Genomic DNA, 17,752 nt, shown 5'->3' on the forward strand with positions numbered 1-17,752 from the left:
GCGAGAAGTTCTGCACGGGTTCAGCGCGGGCGGCGCTTCACCGCGCGCGTGCCGGACGGATCGACGCCGAGCCACTGCATCGCGACGAGCAGCGGCAGCGTCATCAGCAGGAACACGATCGTGTAAGCGCTGCCGACTTCGAGACGCAGCGACGCATATGTATCGGCGAGCCCGACGGGCAGCGTTTTGGTGTCGGGCGTATGCAGCATCCACGTCAGGTTGAATTCGCCGATCGACAGCGTGAGCACCGCGAGCGCGCCCGCGACGATCCCGGGGCGCAGGTTCGGCAGCACGATCGTGACGAAGCGCGTGACGAACGACGCGCCGAGGCTCGCCGCGCCTTCCTCGAGCGTGCGCAGGTCGGCGCCGGCCGCGACCGCTGCGACTGCGCGCACCATGAACGGCAGCGTGAACACGACGTGGCCGACGACGATGAACCACAGGCTCATCCGGAACGCGGTGAAGCCGCCGTAGACGACCAGCAGCGCGAGCGCCGACGCGAGTCCGGGCAGCGCGACGGGCAGCACGAGCGCCTCCTCGATCGCGCGGGCCGCGCGACTCTTGCTGCGCGCGAGCGCATAGCCGGCCGGCACGCCGATCGCGAGCACGATCGCGAGCGTCGCGAACGCGACGCCGAGCGACAGCGCGACCGAACCCTGGTATTGCTGCCACACCTGTTCGAGCCAGCGCAGCGTCAGGCCGCTAGACAGTCCGCGGAAATAGTTGACGGTGAGGCCCGCGAGCACCGACATCACGACGGGCACGATCAGGAATGCGCACAACAGCAGCGTGATGCTCCATTGCAGCGCGGCGATCGCGCGCGCGCCGGACACGCGCGGCGCACGCCGTGCGACGCTGCTCGCATGCGACGACGCTGGCGCCGGCGACGGCGAGGACGAACCGGAAAGCGATTGCATGAAGGATTCCTCAGGCCGCGGCAGCGGCGGTGTGTCCGGTGAAGCGGCGTGCGAGCGCGAGCACGGCCCACGTCACGATGCCGAGCACGATCGACAGTCCGGCCGCCGTCGCGATGTTCGCGTTCAGCGTGAACTCGGTATAGATCGTCATCGGCAGAACGTTCAGGTCGGTAGCGAGCGTAAACGCGGTGCCGAACGCGCCCATCGCGGTTGCGAAGCAGATCGCGCCGGCCGCGATCAGGCCAGGCGCGAGCGCCGGCAGCACGATGTCGACGAAGATGCGCCACGGCGACGCGCCGAGCGAGCGCGCGGCTTCCTCGAGCGACGCGTCGAGCTTCGACGCGGCCGCGATCACGGTGACGATCACGCGTGGAATCGAGAAGTACAGGTAGCCGACGAACAGCCCCGCCACCGAATACGCGAACACCCATTTGTCGCCGGTCAGCTTCGCGGACAGCATCCCGATCAGCCCCTGCCGGCCGGCGAGCATGATCACCATGAAGCCGACCACGACGCCGGGGAACGCGAGCGGGAAGGTGAGCAGCGCGAGCAGCACGCGTTTGCCGGCGAATTCGCGGCGCGCGAGCAGCAGCCCGGAGATCGTCGACAGCGCGAGCGTCGCGAGCGTGACGCCGGCCGACAGCGCGACCGTTTCGCCGAGGCTTTTCATGTAGCGCGCGTTGCCGAGCAGCGCCGCGTACTGCGTGAAGAATGCGCCGTCGGCGGACACCCGCACGAGCGACACCATCGGCAGCAGCCAGAACGCGGCGAACACCGCCAGGGCTGGCGCGACGAGCACGACGCGCCAGCGCAACGGGAAAGTCAGGTCGAGCATGACGTCGTCCGGCTGCTTACTGCATCACCTGCAGATACTGCTGGCCGAACGTCTGCTGGCCGGCCGCCATCTTGCCGAAGTCGACCGGCTTGGCACGCGCGTATTCGCTCGCCGGCAGGAACTTGGCTGCGACGTCGGCGCCGAGCGTCTGCGCGCGCACCGGACGCAGGTACGCGTTCGCCCACAGCTTCTGGCCTTCGTCGGACAGCACGAAGTCGAGCACCTTCCTGCCGTTCGCGTCGTGCGGGGCGCCCTTCACGAGGCTCATCACGTACGGCACCGCGATCGTGCCCTCCGCGGGAATGACGAACTCCACGTTCGCATGATCCTTGTACTTCGCGCGATACGCGTCGAAGTCGTAGTCGAGCAGGATCGGAATCTCGCCGGACAGCACGCGTGCATACGCGGTCTGCTTCGGCACGATCGGCGCGTTCGCCTTCAGCTTGCGGAACCAGTCGAGGCCCGGCTTGAAGTTGTCGAGGCTGCCGCCGAGCGCCTGGTTGACGGCGACCGCGCCCGCATAGCCGACGAACGCACTCGACGGATCGAGGTAGCCGACCATCCCCTTGTATTCCGGCTTCAGCAAATCGGCCCACGAGCGCGGCACCGGCTTGCCGTCGAGTGCGTCCTTGTTCACGAAGAAGCCGAGCGTGCCCGAGTGGATCGCGAACCAGTAGCCTTGCGGATCCTTCAGGTTCGCGGGAACGTCGTTCCAGTGCGCGGGCTTGTACGGCGCGATCACGCCCTTGTCCTTCGCCTGGAACGCCGACGACACGCCGAGGTAGACGACGTCGGCCACCGGGCTCTTCTGCTCGGCGATCAGCTGCGCGATCGCCTGGCCCGAATTCTTGTTGTCGAACGGCACGCGGATGCCCGTCTTCTGCTTGATCGCCGCGATTTGCGCGGCCCAGTCTGCCCATTCCGGCGGGCAGTTGTAGCAGATCGCGGTGTCGTCGGCATGGGCCGCGGGTGCGAACGCGACGAGGGCGGCGCAGGCAACGGGTGCTGCGAGCATGCGCAGCAGCGAGGTGAGGCGAATGGACACGGTGGGTCTCCGGGCGGGTAGTGGGGGCATACGTGGGGTATCTCGCCGCGCATTGCGCGACGCCGCGCGCGATGGCGCGGCGCGCGCGTTCACGCGTGACGAAACTGCAGATTGGCGGCCGGCGGCGCGATCGTCGCACCGTCGCGCACCGTGTGCGGCAGGATCAGCGACGTGCGCTCGATCGTCGCGCCGCCGATGCATTCGACGAGACGTTGCCAGGCGTGGCGGCCGATGTCGTGGTTCGGCGTCGCGACGCTTGCGAGCGGCGGCGCGAGCAGCTCGCCGATCGCGATTCCGTCGAAGCCGAGCACCGACAGGTCGTCGGGAATCGAGAAGCCCGCACGGCGCAGGCCGCGCATCACGACCATCGCGAGCAGGTCGTTGCTGCAGAAAAGGGCCGTCGGGCGCGTGGCTTGCGCGGTGAGGTGCGCGAGCACCGCGTCAGGCAGCTCCGCGGCGTTGAAGTCGACTTCGACCGGCGGCAGCGGCGCGACGCCGGCTTCCTCGAGCGCTTGCGCATAGCCGAGATGACGCTGGCGGGCGCGATCGGAAGCGGCGAGCGAGCCGGCGAGCATCAGCACGCGGCGATGGCCGCGCGCGGTCAGCAGCTGCACGCCGTCGTACGCGGCGCGCCGGTTGTCGACCGACACCGACGGGCGGCGATGCGTGTCGTTGTGCATCAGCACGTAGTGCGGGCCGTCGCGATCGAGCATGTCGAGCAGCGGATGCGTGTCCGCGTCGGCCACGGTCAGGATCAGCCCTTCGACGCGCTGCTCGCGCAGCGTCTCGATCGCGTGGCGCTCGCGCGCGGCATCGTATTCCGTCGTCATCAGGATCAGCTTGAAGCCGGCGGCCGTCGCGAGTTCGTCGAGGCCGTGCAGGCAGTCGGCGAACACGGGGTTCGAGAGCGTCGGCAGCACGACGCCGACCAGTCGCGTGCGCTCGCCGCGCAGTTGCCGGCCGAGCGGGCTCGGGCGAAACTGCATCGTGTCGATCGCGGAGCGGATCGTCGCGAGCGTTGCGGGGCTGACGGTATGCGGCGCGTTGATCGCACGCGAGACGGTGGCGATCGAGAAGCCCGCGAGGGCGGCGACATCCTTGATGGTGGGCGGCATGGCGTGACGCGATGTAAACGTTTTCGACGGGGAAATTATCGAAAACGTTTGTGACTTCGCGATGACGCGCGGGAGGTCTGTTTCGCAAAAATTACGATACAAACATCAGACGTTTGATGGCCGGTGAGCGCGGCGGATGCGATTGTATCGGCGGTTGTTGCGGCGCGGGGAGAAATCGCTGGAGGTGTCGTATCGATGTCGGCGGCGGGCCATCGATTCGGGCGCCGATGGGGCGGACGAACGTGCTGCATCGCGCTACTCCGCGCGCGAATCAGCTAACGCATGTGCAAGCAATGGTAGAATCGCGTCCGCCCTTTTGCCGGGGTGATGAAATTGGTAAACATAGCGGACTTAAACGATTGAGTGCCCGGCCGGAAACGACCGGTGCAGAACCCTTCAAATTCGGCGAAACCCCTGATGCGTGCGCGCGTCGAGGCAACGCCGAGCCAAGCCTCGCGGTACAGCTCAAGCGAGGAAGGTGTAGAGACTAGACGGGGGGCACCTAAGGCGCATGGGCGGCAATCCCGCCCGCGCGCGACGGTGAAGGCATAGTCCAGCGCACGAACGGTCCGCGCACGCGACGCCGGCTTTGAAAGAAGCAGTGTGACGAAAATCCGCCGCCTTAACTGGCTTGCCGGTTCGAGTCCGGTCCCCGGCACCATCCAATTCTGTAGCGCAAGCTATCCTGCCTGTAGCAAACCCAATCCCAACAAGGCTTTCCGTGCTATCTTCCCGATCCGGGAAGGTAGCCGCGTTGTAGCGAAAACAAGCCGTTTTTGCACCCGCGTGCACCAGAAATGCACCACGATTTGCACCAGGGGGCAGGATGGCGACATACACGAAGCGCGGCGGCGTGTGGCGCGCGCAGGTACGCCGCAAGGGCATCAGCATGTCCGAGACGTTCGCGAGCAAGGCAGATGCTGTCGCATGGGCGACGCGGATCGAGCACGAGATCAACGTCGGCAAGCTGACGCCGGGCACGAAGCACACGCTCGCGGATGCTCTGCGCGAGTACGAGAAACGCGTCAGCCCGACGAAGCGCACCGCGCGGTGGGAAGCGATCCGCTTCGCTGCATTCGTCCGCGATTTCCCGGACCTCGCCGCGATGCCGCTCGCCGATGTGACGGCCGAACACATGGGGCGGTGGCGCGACGCGCGGCTCGCCGGCGATGAGGAAACCGGCCGCGGGAAGGTCGGCACGGCGACGGTGCTGCGCGAGATCAACCTGCTGTCGCACGTGTTCACGACCGCGCGTGACGAGTGGAAGTGGATCGCCGAGAGCCCGCTGACTGGCATGCGCCGACCGACCGAGCCGGAGCCGCGCAAGCGGCGTATTACCGACGAAGAGGTCGAGCTGCTGCTCGAGCGCCTCGGCTACCGTGCGGACGAGACGCCGGTCACGAAGTCGGCGCGCATTGGCGCAATGCTCGTGTTCGCGATCGAAACGGCGATGCGCGCCGGCGAGATCGAGGGAATGACGTGGGACGAGGTCGACTTGAAGAAGCGCTACGTGCACCTGCCGCGCACGAAAACAGGCGTGGCGCGCGACGTTCCGCTGTCGCCGCGGGCGCTCGCGATCCTGAACCAAGTCGCGCCGCTGAAGAAGGAATTCGAGGGAAATGTGTTCGGCGTCGATGCGGCCGCGCGCGACGCGCTATTTCGGAAAGCGAAGACAGCCGCAGCACTGAGCGATCTGCATTTCCATGACGCGCGCCGAGAGGCACTCACCCGTCTGTCGAAAATCTTCAATGTGATGGAGCTGGCGAAGATCAGCGGCCATCGCGACCTGCGCATCCTGCAGGCCGTGTATTACGCGCCGCATGCCGCTGATCTTGCCGATAAGCTCCATCAGGCTTCGACGTGAGATTCGGCCCACGCGATCACGTCCTTCGCGCGCCAGAGCGGCCGGGCGCGCTCGGTTGCGCTCTTGCCTGACGGGATACGGATCGGGCGCGGGAAGCCCTCCTGCGTGATGATCCACTGCCGCGTGTGTTGTTCGCTGCGGTGCAGGTATTTCGCCAGTTCGGCGAGATCCCAAAGCGCGTGCGGTGTCAGGCGCGCGGCGATTTCCTGAGCCAGTTCGGTGATTTCGGTCATTTTCCCCTCGTGGTCATGGCGAGCTCGACGCGGCGGCTGATCTCGCGATCGTAGCCGGCGAGCGTGGATTGCAGGTTGGGTGCGAGACGCGGGCCGGCGGCCGGCGTATCGAGTGGCATGCGCGGCAATGCGGCCGGCGTCACCTCGTACGCCGTATCCGTGTGCACGCGTCGATCGATCCGGATGCGCCCGGCATGAAACAGCGTGTCGATCAAGCTCTGTACGAACGCCGTCGACGTCTCGAGCTTCTTCGCGATCTCGCGCGCGGTGTGCGTTCCGGTGAGCAGCACATTGAAGACAGCGGTGCTGTTGATGCGGCGGCTGCTCATGATTCGCTCTCCTTGGCAACGATCAGCATTCCACAACGCTCTATGGGGCAGATTGTGTTTGGCTCCCCGACGCGAGCGATTTGGAATGGGCAGTCATCTTTGTGGCATGGAATCCTATCTCCCTCACTAGCAGGGGTGCGGCGGTTCCATGCGGAGTCAGCCTCTTCCTGAGATGAATAACCGAATGTATTCATCGGGCAATCGCGACGACTTCCCCCAAATAAGGTGAATCGATCGCCGCTGCACATAACGGAATATCCTTCCATGTCACCGTCCGGATAGCGCATCGCGGCACTCCCGCAAAACGGACACGGCTTCAGTTCGCTCACGATCCTTCTCCCTGTCGTTGCGCGAGGGCGATCCCGTCGTCGCACAGTTCATCAAGATCAGCTCCGCCCTTTATGCAAGCTTCTTCGGGCGCATATGCGTTATCGTCACGCAACCACCGATACCGATCCGCATCCCGCTTATCAGCTGCAGCGGCTTCCAGCTCGGCGCGGAGTGTAGCTACGACGGCCTTCACGTAGATCGGCACTGCGCCGGGATCACCAATCGCTTGCATCAACTCTGCATCGCACGAGTCACGATGCGGCATAGCTTCGCGGCATTCGGCCAGTGCGCTCATCAGCGAATCGCTTTCTTTCCTAGCGGATTCCAACAAAACCGTCCCGTACTGGCTCGGCTGATTCTCGGGGTCGAGGATGGCTTGCTCGATGGCCTCCACCTCTGCCAGTAGGGCGTCGATGGCGTCGGCGGCTTCGTCGCATGTAGTCAGTTGCATGGCTCGGAGGCGCGTTGCCATGAATCGCATCGTGTCTTGGTCGATCATCAGACTGCCTCCCAAAGTGATTTCTGTCCGCGCAGGTGCGCAGCGGTATCGACGCGCGGCCGAGCCGGCGTATTCCAGTTACCGCCGCCACGCTGACCTACCAGACGCCACCCGGCACCTCTAAGACTCGCCCCACCTTCCTCTGGAAGCGTGTAAGTAATCAGGCGCGCATAACCGAGTGCGCGGGCCGCACGCCATGTCGCACCGTACAAAACCGAACATGCATTGCGGGTGCCGTCCGTGCAGCAGCGCGTGACTTCGAGCGTCCAGCCGTCGTCATTGCCGCGCGCGATCGGCCGGCCGACGATCGCAACCCCACAAATGCCAGTGCAGTCGTCTCGGCCCATCAGCATGTCGTCTGCGACGGCGATGCTGAACTTGTGTCCAACCACGGGCGCGTGGTGACGATGGTGCTCAGCGACGAATACATTCGCCTCTTCCAGCGAGATCGGCACGACGACCAAACTCATCACGCACCTCCCTTATCGCTAGTGGGGGCGGTCTTGAGGGCGCGGATGGCATATGCGCACGTCAGAGCGCCTTGCATCGCAGCTGCTGTCATGCGAGTCCTGCGCTTTCCCGGCTCACTGAATCCAGCCGACAATTCCTCGCACACCTTCGCGCACTCCTCGATGATCGCCTCCCTGTCGGGCGTGGTGCGGCGGGCGGCGTCGGCCAACCTCTCACAGGATTCGTCGACGATGGCGCGATACTTCTTGTACGTATCGTCCGACCGACGGTTATCGGATGCGAACTCGCTGTCTGCCTGACGCCAGTACGTTTGCCCGAGATTCCAAACGTCCGACAGCAGTTTGCGGAGGCACTCCTCAGTCAACATCTCGCGCTCATCCATGATGCTTCTCCTTCAGGCCTTTCCAGTACTTGAACTGGATGCCCGGGAGGAATCGCTTTGCGAACTTCGAGGCTTCTTCTGCCGTGTCTTTCACATTGCTCCACTGCCTGCCGTTCCAATATGAGAAGCCCCGTTTAACAAGGCCGCATATGATGAGTTCGGTTTTATAGACGCCTCGGTGAACCGGTTTGGTATCCGGATCAAACCACTCCGTCAGCATGTCATCGGTGATCTTCATGATTGGCTCTCTTTGGTTGCTCGGATAAACCGACGCACGATAGGCTCAAGCGGCCATGCAACCGTGTAGTGCTCGGGTGCTTCAATGCGATCAAATACGCATTGCCACTGACCGTTCTTCGTCTTGATCTGCAAGACTTGGAAGTCCCCGCGTCCGGGGCGATGCTCGATCCCATAAGAGTCCATCCATGCTTTGAAGGGCTTCAACTTGGTTTTGTGCAGAAGATTTCTACTCATAGATCGCTCCGGTTGAGGGCGTAGAGCGGAACGATCTTGCCGTCGCCGTGCTCGTCCGATAATTTTTGCGCTGCCGATTTGCTGCGCACGATCGGCGCAAAATCGTCGTCGGACGAACACACGAACGCCACTGGCTCCCCGCACAGCTTCTCCAGAATGGCGGCTTCGATTCTTGCGGTGTAGTCGCGAAGCTGTTGCAGGTTGATGTACGTGCCAGGCCACGTTTCACTGTCGTCCGGAACGAAGAACGTGATGTCACATTTGCGCTGGATCTCTTGTACTTCCTCGCGCGACAGAATCGGCTCTTTCATGATTGGCCTTCCTTGTCTACAGCAGCAATCGCCAGAATCAGACTTGTGATGAGTAACGTTCCCGTCAGAACCCAAGCTGAATTTGCGGCGAACGATCCAACCAGCCCGGCAACGTTGAACACATGCCCTGAGACGATCCACAGCGCGTTCGGCATCGTATCTTTCATGATGAGGCTCCGGTGCGGGCGGCAAGAGATTCCACCGCATTGCGTGTCGCCAATTCGAGAGCACCAGAATCAGCGTCTTTGGCGATAGTCAGGACGACCATTCCCTCGGCCGAGCCATCCACGATGACGGCATGCTGCGCCACATATCGCCAGAGCGACGCATCGTCGTCCGTCACCTCGGCGCGCGGCTCCGGTTGCGGTGTCGCGAGAAGGACACGGGCATGTGTCAACACCGCTGAAATCTCAGAGGCCGTCACATTCCATTTCTGCTCGATGAGAGATTCGCGGAAACAGGCCATCGCGGCATCTACCGTCAGCTCGACCCGAGCGTCTGCCTGCGCGGGCTGCGGGGCGGCGTAAAGCGGGACGATGTTGGACTGCGCATAGCTTGGCAGCAGGCCGCGTTTAAAGTGGCGCTCTCCGTCCATGTCCGCAAACTCGTGACCGTAAGGGATGGCAGCCCCTTCCGCCCCCGTCTCGTTGGCAGATGCGGCGCGGGCTGCAAGCTCCTCGATCATTGCCGCAGCAGCGTGCAGCAGATCGCCAGCCTTTGTCCCGGCGACCCCCGCGCAACGCAGGTCATGTGCCATCTTCGCCGCCCGCTCGTCCGCCTGCTCGTCCGCCGGCGAGGGTGCGGGTAGATAGACGCGCACCTGTCCTGCGAGGCGCTCATCAATCACCGCGCTCGGGAAGCTGGCCGCCACTTCCACGAACGAATCGAGCAAGCCATGCAGGATTATTGCTGCGTTGGCTTCAGTCGCAATCGTGTGCGTCACCTGAATTTGGTTGTCGCCGATCGGCGCTGCTGCGGGTTGCGAGACAGGGGATGCGGTGAGCATTGCAGAAAGTGTGCGGATTGCAGCCGTAGCTCTGCCGTCTGAGAATTTCTCAAGCATTCGTGCGGCGTAGCCGATAGCGTTACGCTGTTCGTCCGTCAGCGCATCAGCGCGGCTATTGTCGGTGGTCATGGTGGTGTCCTCAGTGGGTCAGGCGAGATCAAGCCCGGCTTGCTCGGGCTTTCTCGCGGGAGGTTCGAACAGGGTTTCTTGGCGTTGGGCGTCTTCGATGCGGCGGCATGCGATTTCGAAGTACTTCGGTTCGCGCTCGATACCTATGAACGAACGACCCTGCTGGACGGCAGCAACGCCAGTCGTGCCACTCCCCATGTATGGGTCAAAGATCGTTCTCGCGTCCGGCACAAACGCCACGCACCACGCCATCAAAGAAAGCGGTTTCTGGGTCGGGTGCTGTTTATTTGGCGTTCCACGCGTCGCGCTTTCCTTGAAGATGGCTGCTGGCCGAGATAGGTTCGACCACGCGAGTTCGACTTGAGAAAAGTTCTCCCACGGCTGCTCCTTATCCCACACCAGGATCGCGCGCGCGGGCGGAAGTGCAAAGTAATTGCCGCCCCAGATAATCTGCCAGCTCGACATGTTGCGCAGCGCATCGAAAGTTTCCGGGGCTATCCGGTTTTCCGTGTGGAAGTCTTGCGATGAGCAATAACCTTCTCCGTGTTGAAACGCGCCTCGCAAACCTCGCAGACCAGGGCGCGCTTCGCACGCTGTCCGCGAGTCACTGGCGGCAACGTCACGAGGTGCATATCCTCAGCTCTGCACGGCAGCCCGCAGTTCGCGCATGGGTTCCCGTCGTCCTTCAGCAGGAACTCGAAAAAGAGCGGTGTCTTCGCCGGGTCGCCGTAGTTCGCAAGGATGCGGGCGCGCAACACCTCGAAGCTGTACCCGCGCCCAGCCTTGACGATGTGCTTGGTCAGATTGTTCAGAGACTCGGTGAAGGCGTTCGTGTACTTATGGTCGAAGACAGCCAGAATCTCGCTGCGCCAGTTCCGCATGGCCGTCAGCAACGGCTTGAACTCCGGCTTGACAGACGACTCGACCAAAGCAGCAAAACCGTCGAAGGCACGGATGGCCTCGTCCTTCGGCAGGTCGAACAGGCTGTAAAACGCTTCCTTGGCACGATAGGCCGCCGCAATCTCGGGTTCGTTGTCCAGCCACATTTCCAGATTGAAGCGCTGCTTCTCGGTCAGGTTGTGCGGTCGCTTGTTGAGCATCACCTTGGAACGAACCCAGTGCCGCCGCACCTCCGGCTGTTTGACCTTGGCCAGCCGAATGCGTACGCGGTCCATTGCCTCGCCAGCCATTCGCATGATGTGGAACTTGTCCACAACCACGACGGCGTTTGGCAGCAGTTCGGCGGCGAGACGCTGGTACGGGCGCCACATGTCAATGGTTACGACCTTGACGGCGTTGCGGTCCTTGAACTGCCACAACCAGGCAGCCAGGGTGTCCTTGTCTCGGGATGGGAGCATGTCCAGCAGGCGACGGCCTTCCACGTCCGTCAGAACAAGCCGAAGCTCGCCTGCAATCTTCGTCTCATCGATGCCAAGCACCCTCGGCAGCCGTGGCTTGTGCTGGGCCTCAAGTTCGCCCATGCGTTCGGTGGCCACGGCCCGTACCGTCTTCTCGTCGATGCCGACCTCGCGGGCGACATGGACGAAGGTATGTTTCAGCGCCTGCCGGGCGATGAACTCCGCGCACCGTATCGTCATGCGACGCTCGTCCAGAACGCCGCCCAACGGTTGCAGGAACGTCTCACCGCAGTCCCGGCACCGGTAGCGGCGCACCGTCGCTTCCAGCTTGGCTGCAAAGCCGCGCAGCGGCGCGTCCGCGTACGTCGTCTTCTTGGTTCCATGCCGGTACAGCTTGATGCCGCCGCACTTGGAGCAGGCGATGGGCTCGTGCACGTATTCCGCCGAGAAGGTCTCTACCAACCCCTCGGTCCTTTTGTCGGTCAGTGTCCAACCGTCCATATCCAGAATGTCTCTCATCCCCGGATTTTAGTGTGGAAATCCGTTTTGTCAGTTGGATTCCTTCTTTTCGACGAGCGTGTACTCATCCGGCGGACTGAATCCAAGGATGTCGGTTACGGCATCGTCAAAGCGCCGACACCAATCCGCGGAATGAATCACACGCCCGCCAGGGTATGCGCAGATGCGCCATGCGGCATCAATGCTTTCTTTCTGCTCTTTTGTCACTTCGAGGCGAAGCACCCGCCGGCCATGGAACTGTCGGAAGCGTTCTGCGCCTTCCTTCTCGTAAAGCGCCTGCGCTTCAGGCGAAAGTTCCATGCCATCAGTGAGCGTCTTGGCATAGGCGAGCTCCGCTGCCGCATCAGCAGGGAACAACTCAAGATTGGTAGATTCAAGGCGAGCGTTCATGGTTTCCTTCCACACGAAATTCCGTTCCATGAGTATACTTCAGCATCATGGTTTCCACACGTTATTCCGATTACCCGTTTCCGGAGAGGGCGCAATATCCCATTCGACGTTCGACTGATTCAGCAATCGGTTCTTCAGTGTTCCGGAGCCCAGTTGTCGCGGAGACTTACGCACCACCGCGCCCGCGACGTTGCCAGCGAGATTGAGAATCCCATACGGCGGATCAGTAATCACCGCATCCACGCGCGGCAGCGTCGGCAGGATGTTCCGGCAGTCGCCGAGAAAAAGCGTAGCGTCACCGATCTGCACCTTCTCTGTCGTCATGGTGTTTGGTCCTCAGGTGGTCAGGTTTCGACGACGTGGCCGAGCCGGCTGCCGAGCAGTGCGATCGTGTTCGCACGCCCATAGGCGACAAGGCAAATCGGCGCACCAGAGTTGAACGGCGCGCGCCGGCCGTCGACGTAGTGGAAGTGCGGCCGGCCGCGGACGAAGCACACCGAGTCGGCGCGGGACCATACACTCTCGTAGAACATCGCCGTCTCGGTGCGGGCCGGGATAAGCGCGATACCGTTGTTGTGGTCCGCCATACGCTTGAGCCACTTCGCGGCCTCGCGACCGAACGGCGGGTTACACCAGACGCGGCCGAGCCATTCCCGAGCGAGCCCGTTGTCCTCAACGGTGAAATGGAGTCGAGCCGTATTCCACGGGCGAACGACTGGGGCGCATGGATCAAGCTCGAATGGCCCAAGCGCCTGGATCCACTCCGGCGGCGTCAGCCATTCGTCGTTTTTCATTCGCGCGCTTTGGTGTGACGACAGTCCCATCGCATCCTCTAAATCAGTAGATCAAGCCTCAATGGCGGGTGCTCGGCTAGCATGTGGCAGCTGGTTGCATGAAAGCGCCGCGCTGCAGAACCTGTGGCGTTGTGACGGCGCCCACCCGTCACTCCGAGCACCCACCGTTGAGGCCGGTGGTTGCCGCGCGACGGATGCCGCGCGGCTGGCGGTTCATCGATCCCGCCACTCGCTGCCGCGGACCATGCGTCCGATCGGCTCGAGCACCAGAACCTCCGATTCCCGCTCCGACCGAATGAGCGCCGACGCGCGGCGCTGAGCCTTCTCGATCGTCGCGTGGCGCATGGGCTTCGTGGCCCGGCCCATGGTGACGAACATCGAACCCGGCAGACGCACGTCGCCACTGAGCGAGTCGATGCGCTTTTCGAGGTCGGCGTTGTTGGCCTTCAGGCGCTCGTTCATTTCCTTCAGAGATTCGATTTCGGCGCGAAGCGCTTCAAGAAGGGGAGCCTCGATCGCGACAGAGAACGACGTTTTGTACGGCTTCTCCGTGGCGTCCGCTGGCTCGATCGCCTTCGTCTCCGGATCCACCGACCGCTCCACGATCGCGACTGCCGTCGGCACGTTCTCAGCCGCTGCCGGGGGCACCTTCTCGCCACGCGTAAGCCAGTACGCATACTCGTTGCCGTTGCGCTTCTCGCGCTCGACGACGCCATCGGCGTGCATCCGGTTCAGCTCTTTCGCGACGTCGAGCTGGTCGAGGCCGACGTTCGCCGCGATCTTCTTCGCGGTCGAGTCGACGACCTTGCCGAGGTAGGTTTCGATGTCGGATCTCATGCAGCCCTCGCAGCAATCACGTTGTCTTCGAACACGCGCACGCCATCGAGCGGGCAATTCGCCTTGAGCGCGAGCGCGATCTTGTTGATGGCCGGCATGTTCGCGTCTAGCAGGTCGACGTACTCGGGGTGCGTGGCGATGAAGCGAATCAGCGCCAGTTTGTCGCTGACCTCCGCCCTCCAGACCTTGCGCGTCGAGACGCCAGCGGTGCGCACCGGCGCGGCCACCGTCGGCGCGGTAACGAGCGTCGCGGTGGTCTGCAACGTGGCAACCTCGGCCGCGCCTTGCTCGACCCGGCTTTCTGCTTCTGCATTCAGACGCGCGGCCGCTTCGACATCGCCGGCGGCCGCTGCTTGCTCGGCTTGCCGCTGAATCGCCTGCGCTTCGGCTTGCGCCGCCGCTTCACGCGCGGCCGCCTCCTGTTCGAGACGCGCGCGCTCCTGCCGCGCCGCCTCCTCGAGACGCGCCTGCTCGGCGATGCGCAAACGCTCCTGCTCGCGATCGTAGGTCTGGATCGCCTTCTTCAGCAGCGCCTCGGCCTGGTCGAGGTAATCGGTCGGCGCGCGGAACAGGTCCATGACCGCCTTTTTTGCGGCGTCGATCGGCTGCGTGATGCCCTTGCGTTTCGCTTCGAGCTCCTTCTGCAACCCCTTGACCTTCGTCAGATCCTGCACCGCCAGATCGCGCACTTCGTCGCAATCCACTTCGAACACCTTCGCGCTCGCGAGCGCGCGCTCGGCGCCTTTGAACAATGCATCTTCAGGGCGCGGCACCTGCAAATTCACCAGAGGGGTCGATTGCGTGTCCATGTTTTTCCTTCCAGTTTCGGAGAGTGAGAAGCGACAGGAACGTGGGCCAGTCGCTTTTGTCGGTGTACGGCACGAGCCGGTACGTGCCGTCGGCGCGCAGGCCGAGGCCGTAGCGGTCCTCGATGACGGTGCCATTCTTCGCGAATAGTTCGCTGTAGGCGGCGAGCTGCAGGCCGATCACCGGCCCGAGCGTCAGCATCTTTTTGATGTCGACTACCGCGCGGCGGCCGCTGATCAACCCGGATCGGTCCGGCGTGCCGGCGAAGCGCAGAGCAGGGTGGAACATGCGCTGCTCGATCGTTTCCGGCACGAACCCGGTTTCCGCGCGGAATTTGATCCATGCCGCGAGATACGGCCGGAGCTCGTCCGCGAGGCTGTCCATGTCGAGGTCGTCGAGGTCGTAAAGCTCGGTCATGCGGTGAACTGCCGATCCGAGCTGCCGCGCGCGTTCCAGCGTGTCGCGCGGCACCTTCGAATAGTCGACGAGCGGCGCGAGCACCTGCGTCACGCTTGGCACGCGCCGCCCCTCGACGGTGTAGGCGTGTTCGGCCGGATCGAATTGCAGCGCGGCCATCACGCCTCCATCGGGTTCTCGATCCAGGCGACGACATCGTTATAGTTCGCCTTCGTCACACCGTCGTAGCCGAACTGGAAGCGCTTGCGCATGTCCGCCTCGCCGAGCGCGGCTTGTTCCATCTTCGTCTTGAGGATGCGCAGCACGCTTTCGCTGACGGGTTCGCCAATCAGATCGCCCTGATCGTCATCGCCGCCCGGTTCGCGCGCGGCGGACGGTTGCGTGTTGTCGGCGGCGGCGCGGCGCGCCGATCGCGCCTGCTGCACCGGCTCGGGCTGTTTCTGCGTTGCCGCCATTTCGATGACGCCATCCGAATCAGCCTGCGCGATTGCCGGCGTCTCGGCGGCGCGCTCGCTTTTCGACTTCGGCTGCGGCACTTCGACAGCGGCCGGCGCGCGCGTGCTGCCTTCCTCGACGCCGCCGAACGACACGGTGCCGTCCGGCCGCACGTCGATGATGTCGTGCAGTTCTTCCTGCGTCGGCAGACCCATCGAGATTTCCGGCGCGGCCGTGTTGATCATCCAGCCGGCGCTGCGGTACATCAACATCAGCTGTGGGATCGTCTTCCACTTCGAGCCGTTCTTGCCGTACCAGCCTTCGTCCTTCGCCATCTTGATCGTCACATCGGGGCCAACGATCTTTTCACCGCTCGCGATTTCCGTCGACGATGCGCGGCAACCCCATTCGTCGGTGTTCGGCTGGCCGAAAAACTCGTACTTCACGGCAGTGAAGCGGCCGCAGTGATTGAACGTCGCGATCAGGAACTTCGCCGACCATCCCGGCCGGCCATGCACGATGTACAGGTTCTGCATCACCATTAATGCGTCGGCCTTCAGGCGCTCGGCGAGGTTCAGCGCGATCATGCAGTTGGCCATGTTCCCTTGAAATTGCTGGGGAACCAGCGTCGACGATGCGAACGCTTTCGCGACGCGCTGCAGCAGTTCGAAACCTTCGAGGTCGAAGAAGCCGGCGCGGACCGGGACGGACGCGCGCGGTTGCTCGATAACGGCGGGTGTGGACATGGAATCCTCTGGAAATGGGTGAAAGGGGAAAGCGGGCGTTACGCAGTCATCAGAACGATCGGCGCCGGGATCGGCATCTTCTCGATGCACACGTACGGGAAGCGCTCGGGGAACGGCTTGATGAACTTGTAGAAGTGCGAGCCGATCGACTCGGCGTTCTTGAACGCGTCGAAGTTCGCTTGCGTGACCTGCGAGTAGTGGTAAAGCGACGACGGATCGTTCGCCTTGTTCTTGAACCGAATCGCCAGCGTCTCGCTCGCCGCGTCATACCCGATGCTGTGGATCTGCGACGATTCGACCGGCTGCATTTCGATGGTGCTCATTTCGTGAATCCTCTCGATGGTTGAGTGGGGCGTTACTGGATGCCGAATGCCTTCGTGACGCTGTCGATCGCGTAGGCGAGAAGGGCGACGAGCACGAGAACGGCCAGCGCCACCACGCGCGCCGCGCGCGGATGCTGAATCTCGAACCGCTCGGTGTGATCGGTGAATCGGCTCATGAAGGCCTCGTAGAAACGGTGACGGGCGCGTCATCCGGTGCGCTGATCAGCTTCGGCACGACGAGCCAGACGAAGACGAACAGGATCGTCGCGACGACGACCCACAGGCCGACCAGCTCGCCGACCTTGCGCAGGAGGGACTTCATCCGAGACTCCGCAGATAGGGACCGGCGATCAGCGCGCCGTACCAGAGAAAGCCAATGGCGACGCCGTATGCTGCGGCCCACGCCGAGCCTTCGAGGACGTAGCGCAGGCGCGATACAGGCGCTGGCTTGTATGCGCGCAATACAGGCGATAGGCTGTTGAGGGGGGCGCGCATCATGCCTCCCTCGCGCGGTTCTTGAACGCGTTCTCTGCTGCGATGAGCGCCTCGACAGTGGATACATCGTGGAAAGCGCAGTCGCGGATCAGCTTCATGTAGCCGGCGCGTACATCGACACGCTCACGCGGCGCACAGTCACGTACCGACAGAATCAGCTTCGTCCCGTCCGTGTAGGCGATCGAAAACGTGCGCTCGGCCCACTCGCGCAGCTTCTTTTCTGCACCGCCGTGAACCGACCGATGTACGACGCGGTCTTGGCTCGACCGATAGCCGGCCCACGTGCCTTCGATGACGTAGCGGGGCGCTTTCATCGATCCACCCCCGCGATCGTCACGTGCCGCACCGGCGTAGGTGCAGCCTTGCGGCCGGCCTTGATCAGCGCAGCGTCGAGGGCCATGCGGATGCCCGAGGTCAGCAGGATCTCGCCAGCGTCTGCGTCTGCTGCGATGATTTCGAGGATCTCGGCCATGCCGGGGGCGGCGGCGATCAACCGAGCGTTGGCTTCGCGTTCTCGTCCGCGGACAAGACAATTCTCGAAAACTTCACATATCCGGCCACCCGGCGTATCGCCATACTGCTGCGCGACATAAAGTCTGCCGGAGTCGCAGTGATCCAAAATCCAGACCCCACCCGTATGCTTGATCTCGTTCATGTGGTCCCTCGGTGTGGTGTGATTGCCCGCCGTAGC

At 63.3% G+C, this 17,752-nt stretch carries 29 protein-coding genes; 1 reads left to right on the forward strand and 28 read right to left on the reverse strand.

Features of this window, described 5'->3' with window-relative positions; translation table 11 throughout:
* Window positions 1-20: 20 nt before the first annotated feature.
* The 4 genes from KDW55_RS02150 to KDW55_RS02165 all read right to left on the reverse strand — a co-directional run bounded on the left by KDW55_RS02150 (window position 21) and on the right by KDW55_RS02165 (window position 3,912).
* On the reverse strand, window positions 21-917 hold the full coding sequence (locus KDW55_RS02150) for an ABC transporter permease subunit (RefSeq protein WP_040143852.1): 897 nt from the start codon (window positions 915-917) through the stop codon (window positions 21-23).
* A gap of 10 nt (window positions 918-927) precedes the next feature.
* Window positions 928-1,752 (reverse strand): ABC transporter permease, encoded by an 825-nt coding sequence (locus KDW55_RS02155; protein WP_069241169.1) that lies wholly within the window; start codon window positions 1,750-1,752, stop codon window positions 928-930.
* A 16-nt stretch (window positions 1,753-1,768) separates the two neighbouring features.
* Window positions 1,769-2,797: an ABC transporter substrate-binding protein gene (locus KDW55_RS02160; protein WP_212159872.1), complete on the reverse strand. Its 1,029-nt coding sequence runs from the start codon at window positions 2,795-2,797 to the stop codon at window positions 1,769-1,771.
* 89 nt (window positions 2,798-2,886) lie between these two features.
* Window positions 2,887-3,912, reverse strand: a complete 1,026-nt coding sequence (locus tag KDW55_RS02165) for a substrate-binding domain-containing protein (RefSeq protein ID WP_040143855.1) — start codon at window positions 3,910-3,912, stop codon at window positions 2,887-2,889.
* 826 nt (window positions 3,913-4,738) lie between these two features.
* Here KDW55_RS02165 and KDW55_RS02170 point away from each other — a divergent pair.
* Window positions 4,739-5,776, forward strand: a complete 1,038-nt coding sequence (locus KDW55_RS02170) for a site-specific integrase (protein WP_212197804.1) — start codon at window positions 4,739-4,741, stop codon at window positions 5,774-5,776.
* Here the strand turns inward: KDW55_RS02170 and KDW55_RS02175 are convergent.
* The 24 genes from KDW55_RS02175 to KDW55_RS02290 all read right to left on the reverse strand — a co-directional run bounded on the left by KDW55_RS02175 (window position 5,761) and on the right by KDW55_RS02290 (window position 17,716).
* Window positions 5,761-6,009: a hypothetical protein gene (locus KDW55_RS02175; RefSeq protein WP_006401152.1), complete on the reverse strand. Its 249-nt coding sequence runs from the start codon at window positions 6,007-6,009 to the stop codon at window positions 5,761-5,763. The two genes, KDW55_RS02170 and KDW55_RS02175, sit on opposite strands and share 16 nt — an antisense overlap.
* On the reverse strand, window positions 6,006-6,338 hold the full coding sequence (locus tag KDW55_RS02180; protein ID WP_212197805.1) for a DNA-binding protein: 333 nt from the start codon (window positions 6,336-6,338) through the stop codon (window positions 6,006-6,008). Before KDW55_RS02180 ends, KDW55_RS02175 begins: the two co-directional genes overlap by 4 nt.
* Window positions 6,339-6,663: 325 nt before the next feature.
* A complete protein-coding gene (locus tag KDW55_RS02185; RefSeq protein ID WP_212197806.1) occupies window positions 6,664-7,167 on the reverse strand; it encodes a hypothetical protein in 504 nt (167 codons plus the stop codon).
* Window positions 7,167-7,637, reverse strand: coding sequence for an XF1762 family protein (locus KDW55_RS02190; protein WP_212197807.1), 471 nt, complete (start codon window positions 7,635-7,637; stop codon window positions 7,167-7,169). Before KDW55_RS02190 ends, KDW55_RS02185 begins: the two co-directional genes overlap by 1 nt.
* Complete coding sequence (locus KDW55_RS02195; protein ID WP_212197867.1) at window positions 7,637-8,020, reverse strand: hypothetical protein; 384 nt, start codon at window positions 8,018-8,020, stop codon at window positions 7,637-7,639. Before KDW55_RS02195 ends, KDW55_RS02190 begins: the two co-directional genes overlap by 1 nt.
* Window positions 8,013-8,258: a hypothetical protein gene (locus KDW55_RS02200; RefSeq protein WP_212197808.1), complete on the reverse strand. Its 246-nt coding sequence runs from the start codon at window positions 8,256-8,258 to the stop codon at window positions 8,013-8,015. Before KDW55_RS02200 ends, KDW55_RS02195 begins: the two co-directional genes overlap by 8 nt.
* Window positions 8,255-8,494, reverse strand: coding sequence for a hypothetical protein (locus KDW55_RS02205; protein ID WP_212197809.1), 240 nt, complete (start codon window positions 8,492-8,494; stop codon window positions 8,255-8,257). Before KDW55_RS02205 ends, KDW55_RS02200 begins: the two co-directional genes overlap by 4 nt.
* A complete protein-coding gene (locus tag KDW55_RS02210) occupies window positions 8,491-8,805 on the reverse strand; it encodes a hypothetical protein (RefSeq protein WP_212197810.1) in 315 nt (104 codons plus the stop codon). Before KDW55_RS02210 ends, KDW55_RS02205 begins: the two co-directional genes overlap by 4 nt.
* Window positions 8,802-8,972 carry a hypothetical protein gene (locus tag KDW55_RS02215; protein WP_212197811.1) on the reverse strand — a complete coding sequence of 57 codons (171 nt, stop codon included), beginning with the start codon at window positions 8,970-8,972 and terminating at the stop codon, window positions 8,802-8,804. The genes KDW55_RS02210 and KDW55_RS02215 overlap by 4 nt, the downstream gene beginning before the upstream one ends.
* Window positions 8,969-9,940, reverse strand: coding sequence for a hypothetical protein (locus KDW55_RS02220; RefSeq protein ID WP_212197812.1), 972 nt, complete (start codon window positions 9,938-9,940; stop codon window positions 8,969-8,971). The genes KDW55_RS02215 and KDW55_RS02220 overlap by 4 nt, the downstream gene beginning before the upstream one ends.
* A gap of 18 nt (window positions 9,941-9,958) precedes the next feature.
* Window positions 9,959-10,405 (reverse strand): site-specific DNA-methyltransferase, encoded by a 447-nt coding sequence (locus tag KDW55_RS29580; protein WP_212197813.1) that lies wholly within the window; start codon window positions 10,403-10,405, stop codon window positions 9,959-9,961.
* Between the two features lie 29 nt (window positions 10,406-10,434).
* Window positions 10,435-11,817 carry an ISL3 family transposase gene (locus KDW55_RS02230; protein ID WP_212197814.1) on the reverse strand — a complete coding sequence of 461 codons (1,383 nt, stop codon included), beginning with the start codon at window positions 11,815-11,817 and terminating at the stop codon, window positions 10,435-10,437.
* 30 nt (window positions 11,818-11,847) lie between these two features.
* Complete coding sequence (locus tag KDW55_RS02235) at window positions 11,848-12,237, reverse strand: hypothetical protein (protein ID WP_212197815.1); 390 nt, start codon at window positions 12,235-12,237, stop codon at window positions 11,848-11,850.
* 15 nt (window positions 12,238-12,252) lie between these two features.
* Window positions 12,253-12,531 (reverse strand): site-specific DNA-methyltransferase, encoded by a 279-nt coding sequence (locus KDW55_RS02240; RefSeq protein WP_212197816.1) that lies wholly within the window; start codon window positions 12,529-12,531, stop codon window positions 12,253-12,255.
* 20 nt (window positions 12,532-12,551) lie between these two features.
* Window positions 12,552-13,001 carry a phage N-6-adenine-methyltransferase gene (locus tag KDW55_RS02245; protein WP_249181297.1) on the reverse strand — a complete coding sequence of 150 codons (450 nt, stop codon included), beginning with the start codon at window positions 12,999-13,001 and terminating at the stop codon, window positions 12,552-12,554.
* A 213-nt stretch (window positions 13,002-13,214) separates the two neighbouring features.
* Window positions 13,215-13,838: a 1-pyrroline-5-carboxylate dehydrogenase gene (locus KDW55_RS02250; protein ID WP_212197818.1), complete on the reverse strand. Its 624-nt coding sequence runs from the start codon at window positions 13,836-13,838 to the stop codon at window positions 13,215-13,217.
* A complete protein-coding gene (locus tag KDW55_RS02255) occupies window positions 13,835-14,647 on the reverse strand; it encodes a hypothetical protein (RefSeq protein ID WP_212197819.1) in 813 nt (270 codons plus the stop codon). Before KDW55_RS02255 ends, KDW55_RS02250 begins: the two co-directional genes overlap by 4 nt.
* Window positions 14,598-15,221, reverse strand: coding sequence for a hypothetical protein (locus KDW55_RS02260; protein WP_212159888.1), 624 nt, complete (start codon window positions 15,219-15,221; stop codon window positions 14,598-14,600). The genes KDW55_RS02255 and KDW55_RS02260 overlap by 50 nt, the downstream gene beginning before the upstream one ends.
* A complete protein-coding gene (locus tag KDW55_RS02265; protein WP_212197820.1) occupies window positions 15,221-16,243 on the reverse strand; it encodes a hypothetical protein in 1,023 nt (340 codons plus the stop codon). Before KDW55_RS02265 ends, KDW55_RS02260 begins: the two co-directional genes overlap by 1 nt.
* 38 nt (window positions 16,244-16,281) lie before the next feature.
* Window positions 16,282-16,566 carry a KTSC domain-containing protein gene (locus KDW55_RS02270; protein WP_212197821.1) on the reverse strand — a complete coding sequence of 95 codons (285 nt, stop codon included), beginning with the start codon at window positions 16,564-16,566 and terminating at the stop codon, window positions 16,282-16,284.
* Window positions 16,567-16,598: 32 nt separating this feature from the next.
* Window positions 16,599-16,742 (reverse strand): hypothetical protein, encoded by a 144-nt coding sequence (locus KDW55_RS02275; RefSeq protein ID WP_185734030.1) that lies wholly within the window; start codon window positions 16,740-16,742, stop codon window positions 16,599-16,601.
* Window positions 16,739-16,888: a hypothetical protein gene (locus tag KDW55_RS02280; protein WP_185734029.1), complete on the reverse strand. Its 150-nt coding sequence runs from the start codon at window positions 16,886-16,888 to the stop codon at window positions 16,739-16,741. Before KDW55_RS02280 ends, KDW55_RS02275 begins: the two co-directional genes overlap by 4 nt.
* A gap of 172 nt (window positions 16,889-17,060) precedes the next feature.
* Window positions 17,061-17,375, reverse strand: coding sequence for a hypothetical protein (locus KDW55_RS02285; protein ID WP_212197822.1), 315 nt, complete (start codon window positions 17,373-17,375; stop codon window positions 17,061-17,063).
* The gene (locus tag KDW55_RS02290) at window positions 17,372-17,716 is read right to left on the reverse strand and encodes a hypothetical protein (protein WP_212197868.1); all 345 of its coding nucleotides are present in this window, start codon (window positions 17,714-17,716) and stop codon (window positions 17,372-17,374) included. Before KDW55_RS02290 ends, KDW55_RS02285 begins: the two co-directional genes overlap by 4 nt.
* Between the last annotated feature and the right edge of the window lie 36 nt (window positions 17,717-17,752).

Origin of the sequence: Burkholderia sp. AU19243 (genome assembly GCF_018148075.1) — a bacterium.
Classification (GTDB): domain Bacteria; phylum Pseudomonadota; class Gammaproteobacteria; order Burkholderiales; family Burkholderiaceae; genus Burkholderia; species Burkholderia latens_A.

Coding starts and splice junctions, on each gene's coding strand:
- KDW55_RS02150 (WP_040143852.1), bottom strand. CDS start 917: ATGCAATCGCTTTCCGGTTCGTCCTCGCCGTCGCCGGCGCCAGCGTCG.
- KDW55_RS02155 (WP_069241169.1), bottom strand. CDS start 1,752: ATGCTCGACCTGACTTTCCCGTTGCGCTGGCGCGTCGTGCTCGTCGCG.
- KDW55_RS02165 (WP_040143855.1), bottom strand. CDS start 3,912: ATGCCGCCCACCATCAAGGATGTCGCCGCCCTCGCGGGCTTCTCGATC.
- KDW55_RS02170 (WP_212197804.1), top strand. CDS start 4,739: ATGGCGACATACACGAAGCGCGGCGGCGTGTGGCGCGCGCAGGTACGC.
- KDW55_RS02175 (WP_006401152.1), bottom strand. CDS start 6,009: ATGACCGAAATCACCGAACTGGCTCAGGAAATCGCCGCGCGCCTGACA.
- KDW55_RS02180 (WP_212197805.1), bottom strand. CDS start 6,338: ATGAGCAGCCGCCGCATCAACAGCACCGCTGTCTTCAATGTGCTGCTC.
- KDW55_RS02185 (WP_212197806.1), bottom strand. CDS start 7,167: ATGATCGACCAAGACACGATGCGATTCATGGCAACGCGCCTCCGAGCC.
- KDW55_RS02190 (WP_212197807.1), bottom strand. CDS start 7,637: ATGAGTTTGGTCGTCGTGCCGATCTCGCTGGAAGAGGCGAATGTATTC.
- KDW55_RS02195 (WP_212197867.1), bottom strand. CDS start 8,020: ATGGATGAGCGCGAGATGTTGACTGAGGAGTGCCTCCGCAAACTGCTG.
- KDW55_RS02200 (WP_212197808.1), bottom strand. CDS start 8,258: ATGAAGATCACCGATGACATGCTGACGGAGTGGTTTGATCCGGATACC.
- KDW55_RS02205 (WP_212197809.1), bottom strand. CDS start 8,494: ATGAGTAGAAATCTTCTGCACAAAACCAAGTTGAAGCCCTTCAAAGCA.
- KDW55_RS02210 (WP_212197810.1), bottom strand. CDS start 8,805: ATGAAAGAGCCGATTCTGTCGCGCGAGGAAGTACAAGAGATCCAGCGC.
- KDW55_RS02215 (WP_212197811.1), bottom strand. CDS start 8,972: ATGAAAGATACGATGCCGAACGCGCTGTGGATCGTCTCAGGGCATGTG.
- KDW55_RS02220 (WP_212197812.1), bottom strand. CDS start 9,940: ATGACCACCGACAATAGCCGCGCTGATGCGCTGACGGACGAACAGCGT.
- KDW55_RS29580 (WP_212197813.1), bottom strand. CDS start 10,405: ATGTCGAGCTGGCAGATTATCTGGGGCGGCAATTACTTTGCACTTCCG.
- KDW55_RS02230 (WP_212197814.1), bottom strand. CDS start 11,817: ATGAGAGACATTCTGGATATGGACGGTTGGACACTGACCGACAAAAGG.
- KDW55_RS02235 (WP_212197815.1), bottom strand. CDS start 12,237: ATGGAACGGAATTTCGTGTGGAAGGAAACCATGAACGCTCGCCTTGAA.
- KDW55_RS02240 (WP_212197816.1), bottom strand. CDS start 12,531: ATGACGACAGAGAAGGTGCAGATCGGTGACGCTACGCTTTTTCTCGGC.
- KDW55_RS02245 (WP_249181297.1), bottom strand. CDS start 13,001: ATGAAAAACGACGAATGGCTGACGCCGCCGGAGTGGATCCAGGCGCTT.
- KDW55_RS02250 (WP_212197818.1), bottom strand. CDS start 13,838: ATGAGATCCGACATCGAAACCTACCTCGGCAAGGTCGTCGACTCGACC.
- KDW55_RS02255 (WP_212197819.1), bottom strand. CDS start 14,647: ATGGACACGCAATCGACCCCTCTGGTGAATTTGCAGGTGCCGCGCCCT.
- KDW55_RS02260 (WP_212159888.1), bottom strand. CDS start 15,221: ATGGCCGCGCTGCAATTCGATCCGGCCGAACACGCCTACACCGTCGAG.
- KDW55_RS02265 (WP_212197820.1), bottom strand. CDS start 16,243: ATGTCCACACCCGCCGTTATCGAGCAACCGCGCGCGTCCGTCCCGGTC.
- KDW55_RS02270 (WP_212197821.1), bottom strand. CDS start 16,566: ATGAGCACCATCGAAATGCAGCCGGTCGAATCGTCGCAGATCCACAGC.
- KDW55_RS02275 (WP_185734030.1), bottom strand. CDS start 16,742: ATGAGCCGATTCACCGATCACACCGAGCGGTTCGAGATTCAGCATCCG.
- KDW55_RS02280 (WP_185734029.1), bottom strand. CDS start 16,888: ATGAAGTCCCTCCTGCGCAAGGTCGGCGAGCTGGTCGGCCTGTGGGTC.
- KDW55_RS02285 (WP_212197822.1), bottom strand. CDS start 17,375: ATGAAAGCGCCCCGCTACGTCATCGAAGGCACGTGGGCCGGCTATCGG.
- KDW55_RS02290 (WP_212197868.1), bottom strand. CDS start 17,716: ATGAACGAGATCAAGCATACGGGTGGGGTCTGGATTTTGGATCACTGC.